This window comes from Kitasatospora sp. NPDC057198, assembly GCF_042670125.1.
In the GTDB taxonomy this organism is placed as follows: domain Bacteria; phylum Actinomycetota; class Actinomycetes; order Streptomycetales; family Streptomycetaceae; genus Kitasatospora.
Genome location: NZ_JBHUWH010000002.1, coordinates 19,671 through 44,374, shown reverse-complemented (window position 1 = coordinate 44,374; position 24,704 = coordinate 19,671). Strand labels below are relative to the sequence as shown.

Here is a 24,704-nt window from a genome sequence, read left to right as displayed (position 1 = left end):
GCCCGCCCCGGCCGGGTGGAAGGACTCCCTGCGGCAAGCGCACGACGCACCGCAGGGAGAGCCCGGATGAACCAGCACGACGCCGACCTGATCCCCACCGCCTGGTACAACATCCTGCCGGACCTGCCGGAGCCCCTCCCGCCGATGCTGCACCCCGGCACCAAGGAGCCGGTCACCGCCGACGACCTCGCCCCGCTGTTCCCCGCCGAACTCGTCGCCCAGGAGCTCGGCGGCCCCCGCGAGGTGGACGTCCCCGGCCCGGTCCTCGACCTGTACCGCCGCTTCCGCCCCGCGCCCCTGGTGCGCGCCGAGCGCCTGGAGCGCGCGCTGCGCACCCCCGCCCGCATCTACTACAAGTACGAGGGCGGCAACCCGACCGGCTCGCACAAGCTCAACACCGCGCTGGCGCAGGCGCACTACAACAAGGCGGCCGGGGTGACCAGCCTGGTCACCGAGACCGGCGCCGGGCAGTGGGGCAGCGCGCTCGGCCTGGCCTGCTCCTTCCTGGAGTTGGACTGCGAGGTCTTCATGGTCCGGGTCTCCTACGATCAGAAGCCCTACCGGCGGGCCCTGATGGAGACCTACGGCGCCTCGGTGCACGCCTCGCCCTCCGAGCTGACCGCCGCCGGCCGGGCCGCGCTGGCGGCCGACCCGGCGGCCACCGGCAGCCTGGGGCTGGCGATCTCCGAGGCGGTCGAGACGGTGGCGGCGGCCGGCGGCCGGGCCAAGTACGCGCTCGGCTCGGTGCTGAACCACGTGCTGCTGCACCAGACGGTGATCGGGCGGGAGGCGCAGGCCCAGTTCGCCCGGATCGACGACTACCCGGACGTGGTGATCGGCGCGGCCGGCGGCGGCTCCAACTTCGGCGGGCTGGCCTTCCCGTTCCTGGGTGAGCAGTTGGCGGGCGGCCGGGCGGTGCGGGCGGTCGCGGTGGAGCCCGCGTCCTGCCCCTCGCTGACGGCGGGCCGCTACGACTACGACTTCGGCGACAGCGCGGGCACCACCCCGCTGATGAAGATGCACACCCTGGGGCACGGCTTCACCCCGCCCGCGATCCACGCCGGCGGGCTGCGCTACCACGGCATGTCGCCGATCGTCAGCCACCTCAGGGAGCTCGGGCTGATCGAGGCCGTCGCGGTGCCGCAGACCGCCTGCTTCGAGGCGGGCGTGGCGTTCGCCCGGGCCGAGGGGATCGTGCCCGCGCCGGAGTCCACCCACGCGGTGCGGGTGGCGATCGACGAGGCGCTGGCCTGCCGGGAGTCCGGCGAGTCGCGGGCGATCGTGTTCGCGCTGTCCGGGCACGGGCACTTCGACATGCAGGCGTACCTGGACCACTTCGCGGGCCGGCTCACCGACTGACGCCGCGGCGCGCGGTGCCGGTCGCGGGCCCCGCGTGAAGCGGTGACGGGACTTTGCTGGGAGGTGGCTGGGAGGCGGGTCAAGGGCTGGTGGCGGGCCGGTGGGCCGCCGGCCCTCCGGTGGTCGTTCCGTCCTGATCTGTCCGGATCGCTGCCCCCAGCCGGTGTCCAGGATCCGCACAGAGCGGCGCAAGAGCGCGGGACGATGCTTCTGCGCCATGAAGGTGCTTCCGCGACGGCGTGGGGCCGTCCTCGTCAACTCCGCGCTCGGCGTGGCCCTGCTCGGCGGGGCCGCGCTGGCGTACACCACCCTGGACAGCGGCACCAGCAGGGCCGCGACCAGCTCCAAGGTCAGGACCGCCACCGTCGCCAAGGGCACGGTCCAGGCCACGGTGTCCGGATCGGGCACGCTGTTCTCACCGTCCGACGCCGGGCAGGACTTCACCACCGGCGGCAGGCTCACCTCGGTGAAGGTCGCGGTCGGCGACGCGGTGAAGAAGGGCCAGGTGCTGGCCACCGTCGACACCGCCGCCGCCCAGCAGCAGGTCGACCAGGCGCAGGCCGCGCTGAACACGGCCGAGGCCAACCTGACCAAGGCCGAGGCGGGCGAGACGGTCACCACCACGCTGCCCGGCACGTCCACCGGCTCGTCGAACTCCGGCCGCACCGGCAGCGGCAGCGGCAGCGGCGGCACCGGCACCGGCACCGGCGGCGCGAGCGCCCAGAGCACCCCGCAGCCGACCACCACGACCACCGTCAAGGTCGACCAGGCGCAGGTGGCCTCCGCCCAGCAGCAGGTCGACAACGCCGAGGCGACGCTCGCCAACGCCAAGGACGCGCTGGCCGGGACGACGCTCACCGCGACCACCGACGGCACCGTCGCCTCGATCGCCAACAAGGTCGGCGACACCGTCTCCGGCACCGGCTCCACCGGCTCCTCCGGCAGCGCCTCCTCCGGCGGCTCCTCCTCCACCGGCGCCAAGTCCGGTACCAGCGGCGGAAGTTCGAGCAGCACCCCGTCCGGCTTCATCGTGCTGACCAACCCGTCCGGGATGGAGGTCACCGCGAACTTCTCCGAACTGGACTCGCTCAAGCTGAAGAAGGGCCAGTCGGCCACCGTCACGCTGAACGCGCAGTCCGACACCAAGCTGGACGCCACCGTGCTGTCGGTCTCCTCGCTGCCCTCCAGCTCCACCAACGGGGCCGTGCAGTACGGCGCGACGCTGCAGATCAGCGGCGACACCTCCACCCTGCGCACCGGCCTGAGCGCCACCATCTCGGTGACCACCGGCTCCGCCGAGGCGGCCCTGTCGGTGCCCACCGCGGCCCTCCAGGGCACCGGCTCCACCCGCACCGCGACCGTGGTGCACGACGACGGCTCCACCGAGCGGGTGCAGGTCGCCGTCGGCATCGAGGGCGACAGCACCGTGCAGGTCACCGAGGGCCTGACCGAGGGCGAGAAGGTCGAGCTGACCTCCACCACCGCGGGCACCGGCAACGGCTTCCCGTCCGGCCAGTTCCCCGGCGCGGGCGCGGGCGCGGGCGCGGGCGCCGGCGGCTTCGGCGGCGGCACGGGCGGCTTCGGCGGCGGAACCCGCAACGGCGGCGGCGGCGGAGGCACCCGCTGATGCGCACCGCCAAGCCCCCGGTGATCCAGATCCGCAGGGTCACCAAGTCGTACGGCCACGGCGACGCCGTCGTGCACGCCCTGCGCGGGCCGATGACCGGCGGCGGCGAGCCGCTCGGCGTCGACCTGGACATCGCGGAGGGCGACTACGTCGCGGTGATGGGCTCCTCCGGCTCCGGCAAGTCGACCCTGATGAACATCCTGGGCTGCCTGGACGTGCCCACCTCCGGCCGCTACCTGCTGGACGGCACCGACGTCGGCCACCTGGACGAGGGCCAGCTCTCGCTGGTCCGCAACCGCAAGATCGGCTTCGTGTTCCAGTCGTTCAACCTGGTGCCGCGCACCACCGCGCTGGCCCAGGTCGAACTGCCGCTGGCCTACGCGGGCGTGCGGGCCGCCGAGCGGCGCCGCCGGGCGATGGCCGCGCTGGGCCTGGTCGGCCTGGCCGACCGGGCCGGGCACCGGCCCAACCAGCTCTCCGGCGGCCAGCAGCAGCGCGTCGCGGTGGCCCGGGCGCTGGTCACCGCGCCCGCGATGCTGCTCGCCGACGAGCCCACCGGCAACCTCGACAGCCGCTCCACCGAGGAGGTGCTGGGCATCATCGACGGACTCAACGCGCGCGGCCGCACCGTGGTGGTGATCACCCACGAGGACGAGGTCGCGCTGCACGCCAAGCGGGTGCTCCGGCTGGTCGACGGCGCGATCGTCTCGGACGTCCGGCAGGCGCCGGTCGACGGCCCGCCGCCCGCGCTGGCCGCCGCCGCGGGGGTGGTCGCGTGATCGCCTGGCAGATGCTCCGCTTCGCGGTGGCCGGCCTGGCCGCCAACAAGGTCCGCTCCGCGCTGACCATGCTCGGCGTGCTGATCGGCGTGGCCTCGGTGATCCTGCTGCTCGCGGTCGGCAACGGCTCCTCGGTGGCGGTCAAGGACTCGATCACCTCGCTCGGCACCAACGCGCTGACCGTCTCCTCCGCCGCCTCGCGCGGCTCGGCGACGGCCGCGAAGAAGCTCACCGTGGACGACGCCAAGGCGCTCGCCACCGCCACCGACACCCCGGCCATCAAGTCGGTCGCCCCGGTGGTCACCACCAGCGGCACCGCGCTGTACGGGAACATCTCGTACCAGCCCGGTCAGATCGTCGGCACCTACCCCGCCTACTTCGAGACCTCCAACCTGAAGGTCGGCAAGGGCGACTACTTCTCCGCCGACGACGTGCTGAACTCCCGCAAGGTCGCGGTGCTCGGCTCGACCACCGCCACCGAGCTGTTCGCCGCCGAGGACCCGGTCGGCAAGAAGATCACCATCGGCGGCACCCCGTTCACCGTGGTCGGCGTGCTCAAGACCAAGGGCTCCACCGGCTTCAACGACCCGGACGACGTGGTGATCGCCCCGCTGCCGACCGTGCAGAACGCGTTCACCGGCTTCGGCTCGGTCAACCAGATCCTGGTGCAGGCGTCCTCCGCCGGGGCCACCACCGAGGCGCAGTCCGACATCACCCGGATCCTGATGGGCACCCACGCCGTCAAGGACGCCACCAAGGCCGACTTCCGGATCAGCAACCAGACCTCGCTGCTGAGCGCCCGCGAGTCCACCGACAAGACCTTCACCGTCCTGCTCGGCGCGGTCGCCGCGATCTCGCTGCTGGTCGGCGGCATCGGCATCACCAACATCATGCTGGTGACGGTCGCCGAGCGGACCAGGGAGATCGGCATCCGCAAGGCGCTCGGCGCGCCCCGCGCGGTCATCCTCGGCCAGTTCCTCGCCGAGTCCACCCTGCTGTCGGTGATCGGCGCCGGCCTGGGCGTGCTGGTCGGCATCGCCGGCTCGCACTTCTCGGTGGTCGGCATCAAACCGGTGGTGATCCCCGAGTCGGTGCTCGGCGCGTTCGGCATCGCCGTCGCCATCGGCCTGTTCTTCGGCAGCTACCCCGCCAACCGGGCCGCCTCGCTGCGCCCGATCGACGCCCTGCGGCACGAGTAGAACACGAGTAGAAGGAGACCCCCGTGTCTGACGACCAGGAGCTGCTGGCCACCGCGCCGGACGCCCGCGACATCACCGCCGAGCTGGCCGCGCCACCGCGCCGCAAGCTCCCCTGGCCGACCCTGGCGCTGGCCGGCTGCGTCATCGCCGTGCTCTCCTTCGCCGGGGGCGTCTGGTACCAGAAGGACGACGGCACCGGCGGCGGCACCGCCAACCGGGCCGGGGCGGCGAACGACCGGTTCCCCGGCGGCGGCACCCGCGGCGGCTACGGCGGCGCCGGGGGCTACGGCGGCTTCGGCGGCCAGAACGGCGGCGGCCAGAACGGCGGCGGCCAGAACGGCGGCGGCCAGAACGGCGGCGCGGCGGGCGGCTTCACCCGCGGCACCGTGAAGTCGGTGGACGGCAGCACCGTCTACCTGACCGAGGCCAACGGCACCACCGTCAAGGTGACCACCGGTGACTCCACCAAGGTCACCACCACCAAGGAGGGCAAGGTCGGCGACCTGCAGCCGGGCCAGAGCGTCACCGTGCTGGGCAGCAAGGCCGAGGACGGCTCCTACCAGGCCACCCAGCTCACCGAGGGCAACGCCGCGGGCGGTTTCGGCGGCCGCGGTGGCGGCGCCGGGGGAGCCGCGGGCGCCGGTGCAGGTACCGGTTCGGGTACGAGCGGATGACTAATCCAATCTTCATTCACTTTGCGTAGCCTGGCCGGGCTAGGGTCTGTCTGACAGTATTCCGTCGGGCGCTCCCCGGCGGGCGCCGTCGGACAGACCCCGTGGTGTTCGGGGTGGCCCATTCGTCCGGCCGGGAGGCGGAGCAATCGTGTCAGGCGCAGTGCAGTCGAATCCGACCGCGGCCGGGCAGGCCGGGAACGAGCCCTTCCTGCTGGTCGTGGACGACGAACCGAACATCCGCGAGCTGCTCTCGGCCAGCCTGCGCTTCTCCGGTTTCCGGGTGGCCTCCGCCGCCACCGGCCAGGAGGCGCTGGACGCGGTCGCCGCCGAGCGCCCCGACCTGGTCGTCCTCGACGTGATGCTGCCCGACCTGGACGGCTTCACCGTGGTGCAGCGGCTGCGCGACCAGACCCAGTGGCCGCAGAGCCCCGAGCACGTCCCGGTGCTGTTCCTGACCGCCAAGGACGGCACCGGCGACAAGGTGCAGGGCCTGGCGGTCGGCGCCGACGACTACGTCACCAAGCCGTTCAGCCTGGAGGAGCTGATCGCCCGGATCCGGGCGATCCTGCGCCGGGCCGGCGGCCCCGCCGACGACGGCCGCCTGGTGGTGGCCGACCTCACCCTGGACCCGACCGCGCACGAGGTCACCCGCGGCGGCGTCCCGGTCTCGCTCTCCCCCACCGAGTTCAAGCTGCTGCACTACCTGATGGCCAACGTCGGCCGGGTGGTCTCCAAGGCGCAGATCCTCGACCACGTGTGGGCGTACGACTTCGGCGGCGACCTCTCCATCGTCGAGTCGTACATCTCCTACCTGCGCCGCAAGCTCGACTCCGGCCCGGCGCACGGCCCCAAGCTGATCCACACGGTGCGCGGCATCGGCTACGCGCTGCGCCGCCCGCCGAACAGCTGAGATGGCCCGCTTCTCGCTGCGGGTGCGCCTGCTGGTGCTCGCGCTGCTGCTGGTCACCACCGGCCTGGTGGTGAGCGACACCCTGGTGCTGGGCACCGTCCGCGGGCAGCTGGTGGACCGGGCCGACGAGCAGCTCGACCGGTTCGCCGAGCCGCTGTCGCACCGCGCGCCGTCCAGGCAGTCCACCACCTCGGTGTTCAGCAGCACCCAGAGCGTCGGCCGCCGCTCCGGCCAGGGCCTGCCCAGCGAGTACGTGGTGCGCTACCTGGCCGAGGACGGCTCGGTGCTGTCGGTGATCCGGCAGCCGCTGAGCGAATCCGACCCGGACCCGCAGCTGCCCGGGTTGGACCGCAAGGGGCTGACCGAGCGGCTGGACGAGCCGTTCACCGCCTCGGGGCCGCGCTCCAGCGAGTGGCGCTCGCTGGTGCTGCCGCTGCAGCGCGGCACGGGCGACCCGGGCGGGCCCAAGTACGTGCAGGTCGCGGTGCCGCTGGCGGACGTCGAGTCGACGATCTCGCACCTGCGCACCACCTTCCTGACCATCGGCGGCGCGGTGCTGGTCGGCATCGCCGGCCTGGGCGCGCTCGCGGTCCGGGCCGGGCTGCGGCCGCTGCGCCAGCTGGAGGCGGGCGCCCAGCGGATCGCCGACGGCGACCTGTCGTACCGGATGCCGGAGCTGCCCGCCCGCACCGAGGCGGGCCGGCTGTCCGCCGCGCTGAACGGGATGCTCACCCACATCGGGACGGCGTTCGCCGCCCGGGCCGCCTCCGAGCAGCGGATGCGCCGCTTCGTCGCGGACGCCTCGCACGAGCTGCGCACCCCGCTGGCCGGGATCCGCGGCTTCGCCGAGCTGCACCGGATGGGCGCGCTGCAGGACGTGGACCGGGCGATGGACCGGATCGAGTCGGAGGCGGTGCGCCTGGGCGCGCTGGTCGAGGACCTGCTGCTGCTGGCCCGGCTCGACGAGGAGCGCCCGCTCGACCTGGCCCCGATGGACCTGCGCACGCTGGCCGCCGACGCCCTGCACGACCTGACCGCGCTGGACCCGGGCCGCCCGGTCGCGCTGACCGGCCCGAACGGCGAGGGCGCCCCGCAGCCCGCCCCGGTGCTGGGCGACGAGGCCCGGCTGCGCCAGGTGGTGACCAACCTGGTGGGCAACGCGGTCAAGCACACCCCGTCCGGCACCGCGGTGCGGATCGGGGTGGGCCGCTCCGACGGCGGCTGCCTGCTGGAGGTCGTCGACCGGGGGCCGGGCCTGAGCGAGGACCAGGCCGCCCAGGTGTTCGAGCGCTTCTACCGGGCGGACGCCTCGCGCAGCCGCCGGGCGGGGGAGAGCGGCGGGTCGGGCCTGGGCCTGGCGATCGCCAGCGCCCTGGTCTCGGCGCACGGCGGCGAGCTGACCCTGCGCACCGCGCCGGGCGACGGCGCGTCCTTCCGGCTCTCGCTGCCCCGCCAGCGCTGACGCCCTGTCAGGGCGGTCGGCGTCAAGCGCCGTTCGGTACACCCGCGGTGCCCGGCCGCTGCTTGTGAGCGGCCGGTCGGGCGCCCGATCATCGGTGTGTCACGAAACACCCACCCCCACGCCACCGCACTGATAAGCATCATGGATACTTCCCTTGTGAACGTGTTCACGTTCACAAGCGGACAAGCTTGGGACGGTTCGGCGCGCTTGCGTGCTAGATCTGCCTCTTTGTCCGGTATGTGGCACAACCCCTGTGAGAGAGGGCGCAGTGGACCTAGCAGTCGCTCACGAGACCATCTCGCGATGGCAGTTCGGCATCACCACCGTCTACCACTTCCTCTTCGTGCCGCTCACGATCAGCCTGGCCTCGATCGTGGCCGGTCTGCAGACCGCCTGGGTCCGCACGGGCAAGGAGAAGTACTTCCACGCCACCAAGTTCTGGGGCAGGCTCTTCCTGATCAACATCGCCATGGGCGTGGTCACCGGCATCGTCCAGGAGTTCCAGTTCGGCATGAACTGGTCCGACTACTCCCGCTTCGTCGGCGACGTGTTCGGCGCCCCGCTGGCGATGGAGGCGCTGATCGCCTTCTTCTTCGAGTCCACCTTCATCGGCCTGTGGATCTTCGGCTGGGACCGGCTCCCGAAGAAGGTCCACCTGGCCTGCATCTGGCTGGTCGCGATCGGCACCGCGCTCTCCGCGTACTTCATCCTGGCCGCCAACTCCTGGATGCAGCACCCGGTCGGCTACCGGATCGACCCGGAGACCGGAAAGGCCCAGCTCACCGACATCGTCCGGGTGCTGACCCAGAACACCACCGTCGTCCAGGTCTTCCACACCCTCACCGCCGCCTTCCTCACCGGCGCCGCCTTCGTGGTCGGCATCGCCAGCTACCACCTGTGGCGGGCCGAGCGCGGCAAGGAAAGCGACCGGAAGAAGACCGCCGCGATGCGCACCTCGCTGCGGGTCGGCCTGGCCATCGCCGTGGTGGCCGGCCTCGGCACCGCGATCAGCGGCGACACCCTCGGCAAGGTGATGTTCGAGCAGCAGCCGATGAAGATGGCCGCCGCCGAGGCGCTGTGGGACACCCAGGCGCCCGCCCCGTTCTCGGTGTTCGCGATCGGCGACGTCTCGAAGGGCCACAACTCGGTCGAGTTGGAGATCCCCGGGATACTGTCCTTCCTCGCCCACAACGACTTCTCCTCCGCGGTGCCCGGCATCAACGACACCGCCGCCGCCGAGGCCGCGCAGTACGGCGGGCAGCCCGAGGACTACATCCCCAACATCTTCGTCACCTACTGGGGCTTCCGGCTGATGATCGGCTTCGGCATGACGTCCTTCGCCGCCGCGCTGATCGGCCTGTGGACCACCCGCCGGAAGTTCTGGCTCGCCCCCGAGCACCGCACCGGCGAGGACGAGCCGCCCAAGCTGATGCTCACCAGGAACCGCGGGATGAACGTCTTCTTCACCCGGTGGAGCTGGCGGATCGGCATCCTCACCATGGGCTTCCCGCTGGTCGCCAACAGCTTCGGCTGGATCTTCACCGAGATGGGCCGCCAGCCCTGGGTGGTGTTCGGCCTGATGCGCACCCGCGACGCGGTCTCCCCCAACGTCACCGTCGGCACCCAGGTGGTCGGCCTGACCACGCTGACCGTCCTCTACGCGGTCCTCGCCGTCATCGAGGTCAAGCTGCTCGCCAAGTACGCCGCCGCCGGCCCCGACACCACCGAGCAGCCGCCCGCCAAGGACCCGACCCTGCGCGGCCCCTCCGACGACGAGGACGCCGACCAGCCCCTCGCCTTCGCGTACTGAGGACGGATCACATGCACCTGCACGACCTCTGGTTCGTCCTGATCGCGGTCCTGTGGATCGGCTACTTCTTCCTGGAGGGCTTCGACTTCGGCATCGGCATCCTCACCCGGCTGCTGGCCCGCGACACCGCCGAACGCCGCGTCCTGATCAACACCATCGGCCCGGTCTGGGACGGCAACGAGGTGTGGCTGCTCACCGCGGGCGGCGCCACCTTCGCCGCCTTCCCCGACTGGTACGCCACCCTGTTCAGCGGCTTCTTCGTCCCACTGCTGCTGATCCTGGTCTGCCTGATCGTCCGCGGCGTCTCCTTCGAGTACCGGCACCAGCGCAGCGGCGAACGCTGGCAGCGCAACTGGGAGCTGGCGATCTTCTGGACCTCGCTGCTGCCCGCCTTCCTGTGGGGCGTCGCCTTCGCCAACATCGTGCACGGCGTCGACATCGACGCCGACAAGAACTACGTCGGCACCCTCTGGGACCTGCTGAACCCGTACGCGCTGCTCGGCGGCCTCACCACCCTGGCGCTGTTCACCTTCCACGGCGCGGTGTTCGCCTCGCTCAAGACCGCCGGCGAGATCCGGACCCGGGCCCGCGCCCAGGCCACCGCGCTCGGCCTGGCCACCGCCGTGCTCGCCCTGGTCTTCCTGGTCTGGACGCAGGCGCACTCCGGCAACGGCTGGAGCCTGGCCGCGCTGGTCGTCGCCGTCCTGGCCCTGCTCGGCGCGCTCGGCGCCAACCGGCTGGCCCGCGAGGGCTGGGCGTTCGCGCTCAGCGGCCTGACCGTGGTGGCCGCCGTCGGGATGCTCTTCCTGGCGCTGTTCCCCGACGTGATGCCCTCCACGCTGAACCCCGACTGGTCGCTGACCGTCACCAACGCCGCGTCCTCGCCCTACACGCTCAAGGTGATGACGGTCGTCGCGGCGGTCTTCACCCCGCTCGTGCTGCTCTACCAGGGCTGGACGTACTGGGTGTTCCGCCGCCGGATCGGCGTCCAGCACATCCCCGCCGCCCACCACTGACCCAGGAGCAGAGCCCGATGGAACGCCGGCAGCGGATGCGTCCGATCGACCCCCGGCTGCTGGCGCACGCCCGCACCACCCGCGCCTTCCTCGCCGGCACCGTCGTGCTCGGCGGGGCGGGCGCGCTCCTGCTGATCGCCCAGGCCGCGCTGATCGCCTCACTGGTGGTCGGCGCCTTCCAGGACGGCGAGCACCGGACGTGGGGGCAGCTGCTCGGCCTGGCGGGCGTCTCGCTCGGCCGGGCGCTGGTCGCCTGGCTCACCGAACTCACCGCCCACCGCTCGGTCGCCACCGTCAAGTCCGCGCTGCGCCGCCGCCTGCTCGACCACGCCACCGCGCTCGGCCCCGGCTACCTCGCCGGCCGGCGCACCGGCGACCTCGCCACCCTCGCCACCCGCGGCGTCGACGCCCTCGACGACTACTTCGCCCGCTACCTGCCGCAACTCGCCCTCGCCGTGGTCGTCCCGCTCGTCGTGCTGGCCCGGATCCTCGGCGCCGACTGGGAGTCCGCCGCGATCGTCTGCGTGACGCTCCCGCTGATCCCGCTGTTCATGATCCTGATCGGGTACGCCACCCAGGCCCGCACCGACCGCCAGTTCGCCGGACTCTCCCGGCTCTCCCACCACTTCCTCGACGTGGTCGCCGGACTGCCCACCCTCAAGGTCTTCGGCCGGGCCCGCGCCCAGGCCGCCGCGATCGGCCGGATCACCGAGGACTACCGGCGCGCCACCCTGCGCACCCTGCGCCTCGCCTTCGTCTCCTCCTTCGCGCTGGAACTGCTCTCCACCCTCTCGGTCGCCCTGGTCGCCGTCTCGATCGGCTTCCGGCTGGTGAACGGCACCCTCGACCTGGAGACCGGCCTGCTGGTGCTCGTCCTCGCCCCCGAGGTCTACCTGCCGATCCGCCAGGTCGGCGCGCTCTTCCACTCCAGCGCGGAGGGCCTCGCCGCGGCCGGACGGATCTTCGAGGTGCTGGAGACCCCGCTGCCCGCCGACGGCACCCGGCCCGCCCCGACCGGCACCGACCTGCGGATCGAGGACCTGACGGTGCGCCACCCCGGCCGCGGCGGCGCGACGCTCTCCGGCTTCTCGGCCACCCTCCCGGCCGGACGCACCACCGTCCTCACCGGCCCGAGCGGCGCCGGCAAGACCACCCTCGCCGCCGTCCTGCTCGGCTTCGTCCGCCCCGACGGCGGCCGCGTCCTGCTCGGCGGGCAGGACCTCGCCGACACCGACCCCGCCAGCTGGCACGCCCAGGTCGCCTGGGTCCCGCAGCACCCGCACCTGTTCGCCGGCACCGTCGCCGAGAACGTCCGCCTCGCCCGCCCCGACGCGAGCGACGCCGCCCTCGCCGCCGCCCTCGCCGCCGCGCACGTCGACTTCACCACCCCCGACGCCCGCCTCGCCGAGAACGGCCACGGCCTCTCCGCCGGCCAGCGCCAGCGCCTCGCCCTGGCCCGCGCCCTGCTCGCCGACCGCCCCGTCCTGATCCTCGACGAACCCACCGCCCACCTCGACCCCGTCACCGAGGCCGCCCTCCTCGACACCCTGCGCACCCTCGACCGCACCGTCCTGCTCATCACCCACCGCCCCGCCCTCGCGGCCCTCGCCGACCACCACATCCACCTCCCGGGCCCGCCGGCACCGCCGCAGGCGCGCGACCGGACGCGCAACCAGGGGCGCGGGGAACCGCGCGAAGCGGAAGGCGCCGTCCCGCAGACCCGGCACGAAGAGGAGCCGCTCCCCGAAGGGGCCGCCCGGCAGCGGGTCCCCCGGTTCTGGCTCGCCGTCGTCCTCGGCGCCCTCGCCCCGGGCTGCGCCGTCGCGCTGATGGGCACCTCCGGCTGGCTGATCTCGCGGGCCTCGCAGATGCCGCCGGTGCTGTACCTGATGGTCGCGGTGACCTCGGTGCGGGCGTTCGGCATCGGGCGCAGCGTCTTCCGGTACGCGGAGCGGCTGGTCGCGCACGACGCGGTGCTGAAGGCGCTGGGCGGGGTGCGGACGGCGGTCTACCGCAGGCTGGAGCGGCTGGCCCCGGCCGGGCTGCCGCAGTTCCGGCGCGGCGACCTGCTGTCCCGGCTGGTCGCGGACGTCGACGCGGTGCAGGACTTCCACCTGCGCTGGCGGCTGCCGGCCGCCGTCGCGGTGCTGGTCTCGCTGGGCGCCTCGGCGGCGCTGGCCGCGTTCCTGCCGCTCGCCGGCCTGGTGCTGGCGTGCGGGCTGCTGCTGGCGGGGGCGGCCGTCCCGCTGCTGGAGCGGTGGGTCTCCGGCCGGACGGAGCGCCGGAACGCGCCCGCCCGCGGCGAGCTGGCGACCGCGGTGGTCGACACCCTGACCGGCACCGCCGAGCTGACCGTGGCGGGCGCGCTGCCGCGGCGGCTGGGCGCGGCGGCCGACGCGGACGGGGTGCTGACCCGGTTGGCGGCCCGGTCGGCCGCGGCGGCCGGCCTCTCGGCGGGGCTGGTGGCGCTGGTGTCGGGCCTGACGGTGGCGGCGGCGTCGGCGGTCGGGGTGCGCGCGGTGGCGGCGGGCTCGCTGCCGGGGGTGTGCCTGGCGGTGGTGGTGCTGACGCCGCTGGCCGCGTTCGAGGCGGTGGCGGGGATGCCGCTCGCCGTCCGGCACCGGGAGCGGGCCCGGGCCGCCCGGGAGCGGCTGGAGCAGGTGCTGGCCGCGCCGCTGCCGGTCCGCGAGCCGGACGCCCCGAAGCCGCTGCCTTCCGTCCGACTCCCGGTCATCGTAAGCAACTTGACGGTGCGCTGGCCGGGCGCCGAGCGGGACGCGCTGTGCGGCGTCGGCCTGGAGCTGGCGGCCGGGCGGCGGATCGCGGTGGTCGGGGCGTCCGGGTCGGGCAAGACCACGCTGGCGCAGGCGCTGCTGCGCTTCGTCGAGCCCTCGGCCGGGTCGGTGCTGCTGGCCGGTCGCACCGACACCCGGGAGCTGGCGGGCGAGGACGTCCGCCGGGTGGTGGGGCTGTGCGCGCAGGACGCGCACGTCTTCGACAGCTCGGTGCGGGAGAACCTGCGCCTCGCCCGGCCGGACGCCGACGAGGCGGCGCTGCGCGCGGCGCTGGAGCGGGCCCGGCTGCTGGAGTGGGTGGACGGCCTGCCGGCGGGCCTGGACACCATGGTCGGCGAGCACGGGGCCCGGCTGTCGGGCGGCCAGCGCCAGCGCCTCGCGCTGGCCCGCGCGCTGCTCGCGGACTTCCCGGTGCTGGTGCTGGACGAGCCCGCCGAGCACCTGGACACCGCCACCGCGGACGCGCTGACCGCCGACCTGCTGGCGGCCACCGCGGGCCGCACCACGCTGCTGATCACCCACCGGCTGGCCGGGCTGGACGACGGCAGCGTGGACGAGGTGCTGGTGCTGGACGGCGGCCGGGTGGTCGAGCGCGGCCGCTGGTCGGAGCTGGCGGCCCGGCCGGGCGGCCGGCTGGCGGGCATGGTCGAGCGGGAGCGGGCGGGCGAGCGGATGGCGGTCTGACCGGGCCCGACCACGGCGGGGAATGGGGCAAACCATGACAGACGTGCACACTGGTGACATGCAGACGCCGGAGGAGCCGGCCGCCACGGGCGGCCGGCCGCGCATCCCCGAGATCTCCTCGCTCGGGCTGGACACCCTGGTCACCGAGGTCTCCGAGCGCCTCCAGTCGGCCGCCGCGGTGACCGACCGGATGCAGCGGCTGCTGGAGGCGGTGGTCTCGGTCGGCGCGGGCCTGGACCCGCACGCCACCCTGCAGCGGATCGCCGCGGGCGCGGCCGAACTGGTGGACGCCGACTACGCGGCGATGGGCGTGGTGAACCCGAACGGCAGCGGCCTGTCGGACTTCATCCACATCGGCATCGACGACGCGACGGCGAAGCGGATCGGCCACCTGCCCACCGGCCGGGGCATCCTGGGCGCGCTGATCGACGACCCCCGGCCGCTGCGGCTGACCGACCTGTCCACCGACCCCCGCTCGGTCGGCTTCCCGCCCCACCACCCGCCGATGGTCTCCTTCCTCGGGGTGCCGATCCGGGTCCGCGGCGAGGTGTTCGGCAACCTGTACCTGACCGGGAAGAAGGGCGGCGGCGCGTTCACGCCCGAGGACGAGCAGGTGGTGCTGGCGCTCGGCGCGGCCGCGGGCGTGGCGATCGAGAACTCCCGGCTGTACGAGCAGGGCCGCCGCCGCGAACGCTGGATCACCGGCGCGGCCGCGGTCACTACCTCGCTGCTGTCCACCGACGAGGCGCAGATCGCGCTCACCGTCGCCGCCGAGCAGGTCCGCGAACTCGCCGAGGGCGCGCTGGGGATGATCCTGCTCCCGGCCGGCGGGGACCGGATGCGGGTGGCGCACGCCTCCGGCGAACGGGCCGACCACCTGACCGGCGAACTGCTCCCGGAGGGCGGCTTCGCGCCCCGGCTGCTGGCCGGCGAGGCGGTCTACCTGGACGACCTGGCGACCTCCCCGGAGACCGGCTCCGACGCCCAGTTCGACCGGCTGGCCCGGGAGTTCGGCCCGGCGATGGCGGTGCCGATGGTCTCCGCGGGCCGGGTGCTGGGCGCGCTGTGCGTGTGGCGCGCGGCCGGGACGGCGCCGTTCACCGACACCGAGCGGCAGCTCTCCCAGACCTTCGCCTCGCAGGCCGCGCTCGCCCTGCGGCTGGCCGAGTACCAGCGCAACCAGCAGCGCCTGGCGGTCTTCCAGGACCGCGACCGGATCGCCCGCGACCTGCACGACCTGGTCATCCAGCGGCTGTTCGCCACCGGCATGATGCTGGAGTCGGCCGCCCGCCGGGCCGTCGTCCCCGAGGTGCAGGAGCGGATCGGCCAGGCCGTGGACGAGCTGGACGCCACCATCCAGGAGGTCCGCACCACCATCTACGCGCTCCAGCACGGCGACACCGACGACCAGCCGGACACCCTGCGCACCCGGGTGCTGCGCGAGGGCAGCCAGGCCGCGGCCGCGCTCGGCTTCAAGCCCACCATCACCTTCACCGGCCCGGTGGAGAGCCTGGTCGGCGAGAAGACCTCCCGCCAACTGCTGGCCGCGCTGCGCGAGATGCTCTCCAACACGGCCCGGCACGCCCGCGCCTCCCGGGTCGCCGTCGAGCTCGACGCCACCGTCCACCTCGGCGGGGACGGCCGCCCGCTCTCCCCCTCGCCCGCTCGCACCGGCCCGCCCGGCGTGCTGCTCACCGTCACCGACGACGGCGTCGGCATCCCCGAGGGCGGCCGCCGCTCCGGCCTGCGCAACCTCACCCGCCGGGCCGAGGCGCTCGGCGGCGACGCCTGGCACGAGGACGGCCCGCACGGCAGGGGCACCCGGGTCCGCTGGACCGCCCGGCTCTGACCACGGCGCCCCGGCCGCCGCGGCGGGCCGGGCATCGATCGAGCAGGACGGGGAAGACGCGGCGCATGGGAGAGATCAGGGTCGGCGCCTGCTCCTGGACGGACAAGGAGCTGCTGGCCAGCGGCTGGTACCCGGCGGGCCGCCGGGACGCCGAGGGCAGGCTGCGCCACTACGCGAGCAGGTTCCCGGTCGTCGAGGTCGACGCCACCTACTACGCGCTGCCCAGCACCCGCAACAGCACCCTGTGGATCGAGCGCACCCCCGCGGACTTCCGCTTCGACGTGAAGGCGTTCTCGCTGCTCACCGGCCACCCCACCCGGACCGCCGCGCTCCCCGCCGACCTGCGGACGGCCCGCCGGGACGACCCCGGGCTGCTGGACGAGGCGTGGGCCCGGTTCAGCGGCGCCCTGGAGCCGCTGCGGGCGGCCGGGCGGCTGGGCACCCTGCTGTTCCAGTTCCCGCCGCGACTCGTCCCGGGAGCCCCGGCGCGGGCGGTGCTGCGCGCCTGCCGGGAGCGCACCGCGGGCTGGCCGCTCGCGGTGGAGTTCCGCCACCCCGACTGGTGGCGGCCCGACCTCGCCGCCGGCACCCGCGCCCTGCTGGCCGAGCTGGACGCGGCCGCCGTCGCCGTGGACACCGCGCAGGGCCTGCCCACCTCGATGCCGCCGGTCGCCCCGGTGACCTCCCCGCGCCTCGCGGTGGTCCGCTTCCACGGCCGCAGCCCGGCCTGGGGCACCGGCTCCAAGGAGGACCGCTTCCGCCACGACTACCCGCCGGAGGAGCTCGCCCCCTGGGTGGAGCGGGTGCGCGCGATGGCGGAGCGGGCCCGGGAGGTGCACGTGCTGTTCAACAACTGCTGCGGCGACGCCGCCGTCCGGGCCGCCGAGACGATGGCCGGCCTGCTCGGCCTGGACCCGCCCCGGGGGCCGGAGCCGCCCCGGGAGCCGGAGCTGGACCTCGGCCTGTGAGGACGGGCGGAGGTCAGAGCAGGGCCTCGATGACCGTGGCCACGCCGTCCTGCTCGTTGCTGACGGTGTGCTGCGCGACGGCGGCCAGCACCAGCGGATGGGCGTTGGCGACGGCGTAGGACTGGCCGGCCCAGGCCAGCATCTCCAGGTCGTTGGGCATGTCGCCGAAGGCCACCACCTCGGCCGCGTCGATGCCCTGCTGGGCGCACCAGCGGGCGAGGCTGCTGGCCTTGGTGACGCCGGGGGCGCTGATCTCCACCAGCGGGATCGGGCTGGAGCGGGTCACCTCGGCGAGCGGGCCGACGGCGGCCCGCGCCCGGTCCAGGAACGCGTCGGGGGAGAGGTCGGGGTGCTTGCCCAGGATCTTGAACAGGCCGTCGACCTGCCCGGCGGCGAGCAGCTCGGCGGCGGTGCCCACCGGGTGCTCCCGGTCGGACTCCCACATCACCACGTCGTACTCCGGCTCCCGGGCGAAGCCGCCCGGGAACTCGAACGCGAAGGCGGTGCCGGGCAGTTCGGCCCGCAGCCGGTCCACCACGGAGAGCGCCCCGGCCGGGTCGAGCGGGTAGCTCTCCAGCAGCTCGCCGCGCCGCACGTCCACCACCGCGCCGCCGTTGGAGCAGATCGCCACCCCGTGGCCGCCGATGTGCGGCCCCAGGTGCTGCATCCAGCGCGGCGGCCGCCCGGTCACGAACACCACCTGCACCCCGGCGGCCTCGGCGGCGGCCAGCGCGGCGGCCGTCCGGACGGTCACCGTGCCGCCCGAGCACAGCAGGGTGCCGTCGAGGTCGGTGGCGATCAGGCGGGGGCGCGGGGAGCGGGTCATCCGTCCATCTTCGCGCACTCGCCGGACAACCGGACCCGCCCGGTGCGGGCGGGCCCGGAGGCCGGGTGCGGTCGGGTCCCGCGGCCGGGTGCGGACGGGGCCGGGGTCGGGTGCGGACGGGCCGCGGGTGGGCCGGGGTCGGGCCGGGGTCAGGCAGCGACGTCCAGGGTGAGCGCCGCGGTGTGCAGGGTGCCGCCGGTCCGGAACTGCAGGAACAGCCGCCAGTCCCCGGCCTGCGGCAGCTCGGCGTGGAAGGACAGGGTGGGCCCGCCGCCCGTCCCCGCGGCGGCCTTCGCCTCCGGGTGCAGGTGCGCGAACGCCAGGTCGCCCGCGTGGAAGGCGGTCAGGTGCGCGTACGCCTCCAGGTACGGCTCCAGGTCGGTGACCGGCTGCCCGTCCCTGCTGACGGTGACGGTCAGCTCCCCGGCCGCCCCGGCCCGCGGGGTGCCCGCCACGGTCACCCGGTAGCCGTCCGCGGTGGTGCTGGTGGCGGCGGCGGGCAGCGGCACCGGGGTGGCCGCGCCGGGCACCGCGACGGTGCGGCTGAGCACCAGGCCGGCGCCCGCGCCGCTGCCCGCGCCCGGGACGAACGAGGCGTACATCCGCCAGTCGCCGGGCGCCAGGGCGGCCAGCGGGGCGGTCCAGGTGCCGTCCGCGGCCCGCACCGGGTGCAGGTGCTGGAAGCCGGACAGGTCGGAGCGGATCGCGTAGAAGTGCAGCTCCGCGGTCTGCTCCGGCTCGTACGAGGTGAGGACCTTGCCGTCCGGGCCGGTCACGGTGAACCGGTACTCGCTGCCGGACAGCGCGCCGTCCAGCCGGTAGCCGCCCTGCTCGGCGGCGGTGCCGTTCGCGGCGGGCGTGCCGGGTGTGCCGTTCGCGCCGGGTGTGCCGTTCGCGCCGCTCGCGCCGTGGTCCATCCCGGCCATGTCGTGGCCGGGGGCGGTGGCGCCGGGGGAGGCGGTGGCGGCGTGGTCCATGCCGTCCATGCCGTCCATGCCGTCCGTGCCGCTGCCGCAGGCGGCCAGCGCGAGGGAGAGCGCGGCGGCCGCGGCGGCGGAGAGCAGGGCACGGCGGCGGGTGGTGGTACGGGTCATCGGGGGTTCGCTCCAGGGTGCGCGCGCGGATGCGCGGTCGCGGACAGGACGCGGCGCCCGGCCGGTCGCGCGGACCGGCCGGGTGGCGCCCTCACCTGCGGGCGACGCAGACCCGGAGCAGCAGTTCCCGCCCGCCGTCCGGCGGTGCCCGGCCGCCCCGTTCGGTGCCGGTGCCCGGCGGCCCCGCGAGCGGCGGGTGCGGCGGGGCGGGCGGCAGGGCCGGGCCCGGGGCGGGCAGCGGCAGCCGGTCGCGGGCCTGGGTGGAGACGCAGGAGGACGCCGAACCCCCGTGCCGCACCGGGCCGGTGGCCGACGGGTGGTCGTCCCCGTGCCCGCCGTGCGCGGCCTTGGTCGTCGCCCGCGCCGCCGCCGCCGTCGTCGTCGCCGTCGTCGCCGTCGTCGCGGCGTGGCAGTCGGCGGCGCTTGCCGGGCTGCCGTGCATCAGGAACAGCCCGAGCAGCAGGGCGCACAGCACCGCCCACCGGGCGGCCGACCGCCCGGCCGGTGCCGGGTCCGTGGCCCGCCCGGTCCGCCCGGTCCGCCCGGTCCGCTCCGTCATCCGGCCCACGATACCCCCTCCCGGTATCGAACAGGCGTGTGCGGGAGGAGCTCGCCGAGCCCGGCGGAACGGGCGCACCCGGCCCCTGGCCTACTGCGGGGGAACGCCGCCGCCTAGAGTTTCACCACGGAACGGGGCGGGCACGGCCGGACGCGGATCGAATGGGGCGGAGAACGTGGCGAACACGGGCATGGGCGGGGGCTTCGGGCCGGACGGGGGACCGCAGTCCGGCCCCGGCAGCGCCGAGTACTGGCAGGCGATGGCCGACTCCGCCGAACGGGAGACCCGCCGCCGGCGGCTGCTGCGGATCGTCGCCGTGGTGACCGGCGTGGTCCTGCTCGGCGGCGGTGCCACGGCGCTGGTGCTGGCCAACTCCGGCGACGGGAAGTCGCCCCGGGCGCAGCAGAGCAGCAGCGCGCCGACGCCCGAACCGGCCACCGTCACGCCCAAGTTGACGCTCGGCCCGAGCGCGACGCTGGGCGCCACGGCCGGCCGTGACGGGCAGTCCCTGCTGCTGGCCGGCACCCCCCAGGGCTACGCCGAGTCGGACGCCGGGACGGTCGACACCGGCGCCGACTTCACCGTCTCCGCGCTGGTCCGGCTCGATGTCGACACCGTCCCGAAGGTGGCCCTCTCGCAGAACAACGACAAGTTCTTCTCGTTCTACCTCGGCCGGGACGACGCGTCCGACCGGCTCCGCAACCGCTGGGTCTTCCGGGTGCAGACCGAAGCCGCGATCGGCAAGAGCGCGACGGCGGCCTCCACCACCGAGGTCGTCACCGGCCGCTGGACCCTGCTCACCGGCGTCTACAACAAGTCGGACGGCACCATCACGCTGTACGTCGACGGCGCCCTCGCCCAGACCACCGAGGCGCCGCAGGTCCTCGCCTCCACCGGCCCGCTGGAGTTCGGCCGGGTCCGCTCCAGCGACCTGTGGGTGAAGCCCTGGAAGGGCGCGCTCGCGGACGTCCGGGTCTGGAAGAAGGCGCTCACCGCCGAGCAGGTGGCCGCCCTCCAGGGCGCCGGCCAGGGCGCCCCGGCGCCGTTCGCGCGCTTCGTCACCCCCTGAGCCCCTCCCGGGCGGTCAGCCCAGGCCGTTGACCCGCTTGTACTCCAGCGCGTACGCCAGCTTGCCCGGCTTGGCGTCCGCGTACGGCTTGCTCAGCTTGCCGAACTCGCCCTTGTCGGCGGCCTTCCCGGCGTTCCACTGGTCCAGCGCGTCCAGGTCGCCGGCGGTGAAGCCGTTGTCGACCGGCGCGGTCCTCGGCAGCGCGGCCATCGCCCGGGTGGTGCCCTCGACCGCGGCCAGGTAGCTGGTCAGGTCGTCGCGGTCCCAGCCCGAGAGGTCGACCGGCGCGGCGTCCCGGATCCAGCTGCCCCAGTAGAACTCCTGGAACGGCACCGAGTTCTGGGTGTAGCCGATGTCGCGCCCGAAGTAGAGCAGGCTGCGGTACTCGTCGTCCTGGAAGTTCGCCAGCCCGACCGAGGTCGGCAGCTTGTTGGTCCTGACCGGGTTGCCCTCGGGGTCGCTCAGGTAGACCCACTTCTCGGCCTTCATCCGCGCCCAGAAGTCCTGCTGGGTGAGCGTGCTCAGGTTGGCCAGCACCCGCAGCCGCACGTGCAGGTCCGCGCCGCCGTCCGGGGTCTCGTAGAACGAGGTCAGGGTGTGGTGCCCGTCGGTCAGGAACGGCTCGCCGCCGGGGCCGATCACCACGGTCTTCATCGCGGCGGTGCTTTCCGCGGTCTCGCCGCCCACCGGCAGCGTGCAGGTGAACGAGGACGGGTCGTCCAGGCGCGCGCCCGGCCGCACCGCGACCGCCTCGATCCGGCCGTCGGCCTCGCACCAGTCGCTGAACTTCTTGTTCACCGCGTCCTTGCCCAGGGTGTACCGGCCGAGCTTGTAGTACACCTCGTCGTAGCCGAGCGACGGCTGGGTCGGGTGCACGTCGCCGATCCGCACGTCCAGCAGCTGGCCCGGCTCGGCGCACAGGTACGGGGAGAAGGGCGTCCGGCGGTTGTCGTGGCCGCAGAACGACGGACGCCCACCCGGCGCCCCGGGCGCGGCGAACGCGGCCGGGGCGGTGGTGGCGACGCTGACCAGGGCCGCGCCGACCGCCAGCAGCGGTAGGGCGGACGGGACTCGGAAACGCATGGCACTCCCTGCGACGTGGCTGGATCCGGTCGGTGAGCGTGCCAGCGGACGACCAACGTCCGGAGTCGCCCCCGTGGACTCCCGGAGAACGCGGAGGGACGAATCCGCCCCGGAGAACGGCCACTTGGTAGGGTCCGACAGCGGAAAGGCCGGTACGGCGCGGGGGAGGGGGAGCGGTGGAGATCAGCGGGTTCTCGACCGACTTCACGGTCGACTCCTCCTTCCCGGAACGGGTGGCCCGGTTCGTCCGGGCGCAGCGCGGGCGGTGGCCCTCGCTGTACTTCTGCGGGGCCCCGGCCGCCGAATCGCTGGACGCCGACTGGCGGCCGGACGCCGACCCCGGGCAGGAGCACCCGGAGATCCTCACCTTCTCCGGCGGGCCCGTGATGGAGGAGTTCTGGGAGGAGCACGGGTACGCCCTCGACGGGAGCGGCCAGGGCCCGTTCTCGGTCCTCTACCGCTTCCACCGCTCCCCGGTCGGGGCCCGGCTCGGCGGCGTCCGCACCAGGGACCGGGCGGCCGCCGCCGCGGCCGAGGGCACCGAACTGCTGATGCCGGCGTTCTTCCTGGTCTCGCTCGTCACCCCGGCGGACCCGGACCGGGACGGCTTCTCGCGCAGCGTCCTGCGGGACTTCCGGCGCTGCTTCGAGGACTGACCGCGACCGGCCGTCCCCGCCGGGGCCGCCCCGGCCCCGGTGGATACCCTCGTGGCGGGGACGCCGTCGAGCACGTCGACCCGGAACCCCGCGGCACCGGAGGACCCATGACGACGGCGACACGACTCACCGGCGAGGACACGGCGGCCTTCCTGGAACGGTTCGGCCACTTCGAGGACGGCGTGATCACCGGAATCCGGCTGCACCTCCCCCGGAGCCCGCTCGCCGACCGGACCGCGACCCTCGACATCCAGGCCGTGGACGTACCCCGGAACGCCGAATGGCGACTGGTCCGGCTCACCGTCGGCGGAGTCCACGCCTACCGGTTCCCGTGCAGCAGCGACCTCTCGTACTTCGTCCTCTCCGACGGCCTGAACCTGCACTGCACACCCGAAAGCGCCGTCCTGGACCTCGACCCCGGCCCCGACCCCTGGACCCCCGCCCAGGTCGGCCGGCCCGGCCCGTACTCCGCCCAGTACGCCGCGGGGGCCTGGTGCGGGTACGAGGTGCTCGACGGCCCCTTCATCTGACCCCGCCGTCCCGCCGGCCCGACACCCTGCCGTCCCGCCGCCCCGATTCCGGCGGTGGGCAGTGTTCCGCGCACGTAGCCCCCGGAACACCGACGAACCCGGAGCCGAGGTGGATTCCGTCCTCGACGACGCCCGCGCCCGTCTCCCGCTGAAGCTCACGAACGTCGAGACGGATCTCCTCGGCACGCGGATCAGCGGCCCCGACCGGCATCTCCGCATCAACACCGAGTGGAAGATCGTCGCCCCGGCGGATCGACCGCCCTCCACCTGGAGCAGGAACAGGAACCGGACCGGCGCCGACTCGTCGACCTGCTCGTCGGCCACCAGGGCCCGCCTCGGGGAGAGCACAGCAACCCCTCCGACTCCCGCGAGGAGGCCGAGCGGGCCGCGCCGCCTTCGACCTGGCGGGCGTCCCGTACGGGGAAGAACCGATCGCGGAATGGAAGGCGGTCGGGGACAAGCGGTAGAAGAGCATGCCGGGACACGTCTAATCCAACGATCCCACCCATTGGGGGGATTTCTGCCAATTCGAGACCGAAAACGGTTCCCGCATGGTCCTGGAACACACCGATGATCCCCGCTGGCCTGGACTTCCACGCCGGAAAGCCCAAGCACGACGACAGTCGGGAACTGGTCAATTTCGGGTGGGACAATTCACCCGATGGCTGCACGGGGATAGAGCGCAACGGTAAGATCAACAAACCTGGCGGAGACCACCACTCCTTCTACCGGAGGAAATGATGTCAGCCTCTCCGGAGGATTCGAGAAGGCTGCTCCTGGAGGCCGCCGGCCTCACCGTCCTCGGCGCACCGGACGCCACCGACCTGCCGTCCCCGGACGAGGTCTGGCTGTCAGTCTGTGGTTTCCTCGTCGAACCCGACGCCACCGTCGCGCTCAGCACCCCCGACTGGGCCGCACGGGTCGACGAGCACTGGCTCCGGCTCTCGCGGGAGTCCGGACTGTTCGCCCCCGACGGGACCTTCCTCATCCACGTCGGCGGCCGCGGCATGGGCAGTCTCGGATGGGCCCTGGTTCGCTGGGATGACGACGCGTGCTTGGCGGCGCACCTCACCGACGGCCCGCAGCAGCCCGAGTTCGTCACCATGGCGCGCGACGGCCGCACCTCCTGCGGCGTGACGACCGAGGAGTACGACATCTGGCTGGTGCGCTCCGCCCCCGTCCCCGAAGAAGGACCGGGCACCGGTCCGACGAAATACAACAACTGATCGACTTCCTGGAGGACATTCCGTGAACGGCGCCGAATTCATCGCCTCGGTCATCGCCACCGGACGGCTGCACGGGGTGGGGATCGGCTCGTCCCTGGCCGATGCGGAGAAGGCATTCCACCCGTCCTTCCTCGACGATCCGGGCGAGCCAGAGAACCTCTCCCTCCGGCGGGACTACGGACTCGTCGAGCTCTACTTCAACGGCGGCCCGGACTGGGTCCTGGTGGGCGCCTCCGTCGAGCTCCACCGTCTGGCCACCGTCGAGAACCTCGCCGCGGAATGGCGGGAGGAACAGGGCGTGGACTTCTCCGAATACCTCACCTGGGACGAGGTCGAAGCCGAGCTCGCCCGCCTCCCCTCCCCTCCCGACCTGACGGTCCGGACCGACCAGGGCGACTACACCGAATACCGTGCCGCGGCCACCAGGGTCTCCGTCCTCGTCGTGAGCAGCGACGAGGAGCGCGACGACTGGCCGGGCCGGGGAGACGTCTTCAGCGTCGCACTCGGCTGAGCGGAGCGGTGGCAGCGG

The 24,704-nt window shown here is 74.0% G+C and carries 21 protein-coding genes; 17 read left to right on the top strand and 4 right to left on the bottom strand.

The genetic code is table 11. The features are described from left to right. The first annotated feature begins 66 nt into the window (after positions 1 to 66). From ACFUEL_RS00500 to ACFUEL_RS00445, 12 genes are all read left to right on the top strand, one after another. Positions 67 to 1,359, top strand: coding sequence for a TrpB-like pyridoxal phosphate-dependent enzyme (locus tag ACFUEL_RS00500; RefSeq protein ID WP_380233645.1), 1,293 nt, complete (start codon positions 67 to 69; stop codon positions 1,357 to 1,359). 217 nt (positions 1,360 to 1,576) lie between these two features. Then, positions 1,577 to 2,986: an efflux RND transporter periplasmic adaptor subunit gene (locus tag ACFUEL_RS00495; RefSeq protein ID WP_380233644.1), complete on the top strand. Its 1,410-nt coding sequence runs from the start codon at positions 1,577 to 1,579 to the stop codon at positions 2,984 to 2,986. Further along, on the top strand, positions 2,986 to 3,765 hold the full coding sequence (locus ACFUEL_RS00490) for an ABC transporter ATP-binding protein (protein ID WP_380233643.1): 780 nt from the start codon (positions 2,986 to 2,988) through the stop codon (positions 3,763 to 3,765). The genes ACFUEL_RS00495 and ACFUEL_RS00490 overlap by 1 nt, the downstream gene beginning before the upstream one ends. Further along, positions 3,762 to 4,964, top strand: a complete 1,203-nt coding sequence (locus ACFUEL_RS00485) for an ABC transporter permease (RefSeq protein ID WP_380233642.1) — start codon at positions 3,762 to 3,764, stop codon at positions 4,962 to 4,964. Before ACFUEL_RS00490 ends, ACFUEL_RS00485 begins: the two co-directional genes overlap by 4 nt. Positions 4,965 to 4,987: 23 nt before the next feature. Continuing rightward, on the top strand, positions 4,988 to 5,638 hold the full coding sequence (locus ACFUEL_RS00480) for a hypothetical protein (protein WP_380233641.1): 651 nt from the start codon (positions 4,988 to 4,990) through the stop codon (positions 5,636 to 5,638). A 148-nt stretch (positions 5,639 to 5,786) separates the two neighbouring features. Then, entirely contained in the window at positions 5,787 to 6,548 is a 762-nt protein-coding gene (locus ACFUEL_RS00475) for a response regulator transcription factor (protein ID WP_380233640.1), read from the top strand. A gap of 1 nt (position 6,549) precedes the next feature. Beyond that, entirely contained in the window at positions 6,550 to 8,010 is a 1,461-nt protein-coding gene (locus tag ACFUEL_RS00470) for a sensor histidine kinase (protein ID WP_380233639.1), read from the top strand. Between the two features lie 268 nt (positions 8,011 to 8,278). Further along, positions 8,279 to 9,820 carry a cytochrome ubiquinol oxidase subunit I gene (locus ACFUEL_RS00465; protein WP_380233638.1) on the top strand — a complete coding sequence of 514 codons (1,542 nt, stop codon included), beginning with the start codon at positions 8,279 to 8,281 and terminating at the stop codon, positions 9,818 to 9,820. A gap of 11 nt (positions 9,821 to 9,831) precedes the next feature. Next, positions 9,832 to 10,836, top strand: coding sequence for a cytochrome d ubiquinol oxidase subunit II (gene cydB, locus ACFUEL_RS00460; RefSeq protein WP_380233637.1), 1,005 nt, complete (start codon positions 9,832 to 9,834; stop codon positions 10,834 to 10,836). A 35-nt stretch (positions 10,837 to 10,871) separates the two neighbouring features. Continuing rightward, on the top strand, positions 10,872 to 14,315 hold the full coding sequence (gene cydD, locus ACFUEL_RS00455) for a thiol reductant ABC exporter subunit CydD (RefSeq protein ID WP_380233662.1): 3,444 nt from the start codon (positions 10,872 to 10,874) through the stop codon (positions 14,313 to 14,315). A 58-nt stretch (positions 14,316 to 14,373) separates the two neighbouring features. Next, a complete protein-coding gene (locus ACFUEL_RS00450) occupies positions 14,374 to 16,164 on the top strand; it encodes a GAF domain-containing sensor histidine kinase (RefSeq protein ID WP_380233636.1) in 1,791 nt (596 codons plus the stop codon). Positions 16,165 to 16,229: 65 nt separating this feature from the next. Then, a complete protein-coding gene (locus tag ACFUEL_RS00445) occupies positions 16,230 to 17,132 on the top strand; it encodes a DUF72 domain-containing protein (RefSeq protein ID WP_380233635.1) in 903 nt (300 codons plus the stop codon). A gap of 13 nt (positions 17,133 to 17,145) precedes the next feature. Here the strand turns inward: ACFUEL_RS00445 and ACFUEL_RS00440 are convergent, their stop codons facing one another. The 3 genes from ACFUEL_RS00440 to ACFUEL_RS00430 form a co-directional block, all read right to left on the bottom strand. After that, entirely contained in the window at positions 17,146 to 17,958 is an 813-nt protein-coding gene (locus tag ACFUEL_RS00440) for an HAD family hydrolase (RefSeq protein ID WP_380233634.1), read from the bottom strand. Between the two features lie 149 nt (positions 17,959 to 18,107). Continuing rightward, on the bottom strand, positions 18,108 to 19,052 hold the full coding sequence (locus tag ACFUEL_RS00435; RefSeq protein ID WP_380233633.1) for a hypothetical protein: 945 nt from the start codon (positions 19,050 to 19,052) through the stop codon (positions 18,108 to 18,110). Positions 19,053 to 19,143: 91 nt separating this feature from the next. Then, positions 19,144 to 19,611 (bottom strand): DUF6153 family protein, encoded by a 468-nt coding sequence (locus ACFUEL_RS00430; RefSeq protein ID WP_380233632.1) that lies wholly within the window; start codon positions 19,609 to 19,611, stop codon positions 19,144 to 19,146. 175 nt (positions 19,612 to 19,786) lie between these two features. Between ACFUEL_RS00430 and ACFUEL_RS00425 the strand changes: the two genes are divergently transcribed. After that, positions 19,787 to 20,680, top strand: a complete 894-nt coding sequence (locus ACFUEL_RS00425; RefSeq protein ID WP_380233631.1) for a LamG domain-containing protein — start codon at positions 19,787 to 19,789, stop codon at positions 20,678 to 20,680. A gap of 15 nt (positions 20,681 to 20,695) precedes the next feature. Here the strand turns inward: ACFUEL_RS00425 and ACFUEL_RS00420 are convergent, their stop codons facing one another. Then, positions 20,696 to 21,763, bottom strand: coding sequence for a ParB-like protein (locus tag ACFUEL_RS00420; protein WP_380233630.1), 1,068 nt, complete (start codon positions 21,761 to 21,763; stop codon positions 20,696 to 20,698). 176 nt (positions 21,764 to 21,939) lie between these two features. On the opposite strand from ACFUEL_RS00420, the gene ACFUEL_RS00415 reads away from it, so the two are divergent. From ACFUEL_RS00415 to ACFUEL_RS00400, 4 genes are all read left to right on the top strand, one after another. Then, positions 21,940 to 22,419 (top strand): hypothetical protein, encoded by a 480-nt coding sequence (locus tag ACFUEL_RS00415; protein ID WP_380233629.1) that lies wholly within the window; start codon positions 21,940 to 21,942, stop codon positions 22,417 to 22,419. 107 nt (positions 22,420 to 22,526) lie between these two features. Further along, positions 22,527 to 22,949, top strand: coding sequence for a hypothetical protein (locus tag ACFUEL_RS00410; protein WP_380233628.1), 423 nt, complete (start codon positions 22,527 to 22,529; stop codon positions 22,947 to 22,949). Between the two features lie 740 nt (positions 22,950 to 23,689). After that, positions 23,690 to 24,175 carry a hypothetical protein gene (locus tag ACFUEL_RS00405; RefSeq protein ID WP_380233627.1) on the top strand — a complete coding sequence of 162 codons (486 nt, stop codon included), beginning with the start codon at positions 23,690 to 23,692 and terminating at the stop codon, positions 24,173 to 24,175. A gap of 22 nt (positions 24,176 to 24,197) precedes the next feature. After that, positions 24,198 to 24,686, top strand: a complete 489-nt coding sequence (locus tag ACFUEL_RS00400) for a hypothetical protein (protein ID WP_380233626.1) — start codon at positions 24,198 to 24,200, stop codon at positions 24,684 to 24,686. The last annotated feature ends 18 nt before the right edge of the window (positions 24,687 to 24,704 follow it).

Excerpts from the sequence above, each read along its gene's own strand:
- ACFUEL_RS00500 (WP_380233645.1), top strand. The coding sequence starts at position 67 with ATGAACCAGCACGACGCCGACCTGATCCCCACCGCCTGGTACAACATC.
- ACFUEL_RS00495 (WP_380233644.1), top strand. The coding sequence starts at position 1,577 with ATGAAGGTGCTTCCGCGACGGCGTGGGGCCGTCCTCGTCAACTCCGCG.
- ACFUEL_RS00490 (WP_380233643.1), top strand. The coding sequence starts at position 2,986 with ATGCGCACCGCCAAGCCCCCGGTGATCCAGATCCGCAGGGTCACCAAG.
- ACFUEL_RS00470 (WP_380233639.1), top strand. The coding sequence starts at position 6,550 with ATGGCCCGCTTCTCGCTGCGGGTGCGCCTGCTGGTGCTCGCGCTGCTG.
- cydB (WP_380233637.1), top strand. The coding sequence starts at position 9,832 with ATGCACCTGCACGACCTCTGGTTCGTCCTGATCGCGGTCCTGTGGATC.
- cydD (WP_380233662.1), top strand. The coding sequence starts at position 10,872 with ATGCGTCCGATCGACCCCCGGCTGCTGGCGCACGCCCGCACCACCCGC.
- ACFUEL_RS00450 (WP_380233636.1), top strand. The coding sequence starts at position 14,374 with ATGCAGACGCCGGAGGAGCCGGCCGCCACGGGCGGCCGGCCGCGCATC.
- ACFUEL_RS00445 (WP_380233635.1), top strand. The coding sequence starts at position 16,230 with ATGGGAGAGATCAGGGTCGGCGCCTGCTCCTGGACGGACAAGGAGCTG.
- ACFUEL_RS00440 (WP_380233634.1), bottom strand. The coding sequence starts at position 17,958 with ATGACCCGCTCCCCGCGCCCCCGCCTGATCGCCACCGACCTCGACGGC.
- ACFUEL_RS00435 (WP_380233633.1), bottom strand. The coding sequence starts at position 19,052 with ATGACCCGTACCACCACCCGCCGCCGTGCCCTGCTCTCCGCCGCCGCG.
- ACFUEL_RS00430 (WP_380233632.1), bottom strand. The coding sequence starts at position 19,611 with ATGACGGAGCGGACCGGGCGGACCGGGCGGACCGGGCGGGCCACGGAC.
- ACFUEL_RS00420 (WP_380233630.1), bottom strand. The coding sequence starts at position 21,763 with ATGCGTTTCCGAGTCCCGTCCGCCCTACCGCTGCTGGCGGTCGGCGCG.
- ACFUEL_RS00410 (WP_380233628.1), top strand. The coding sequence starts at position 22,527 with ATGACGACGGCGACACGACTCACCGGCGAGGACACGGCGGCCTTCCTG.
- ACFUEL_RS00405 (WP_380233627.1), top strand. The coding sequence starts at position 23,690 with ATGTCAGCCTCTCCGGAGGATTCGAGAAGGCTGCTCCTGGAGGCCGCC.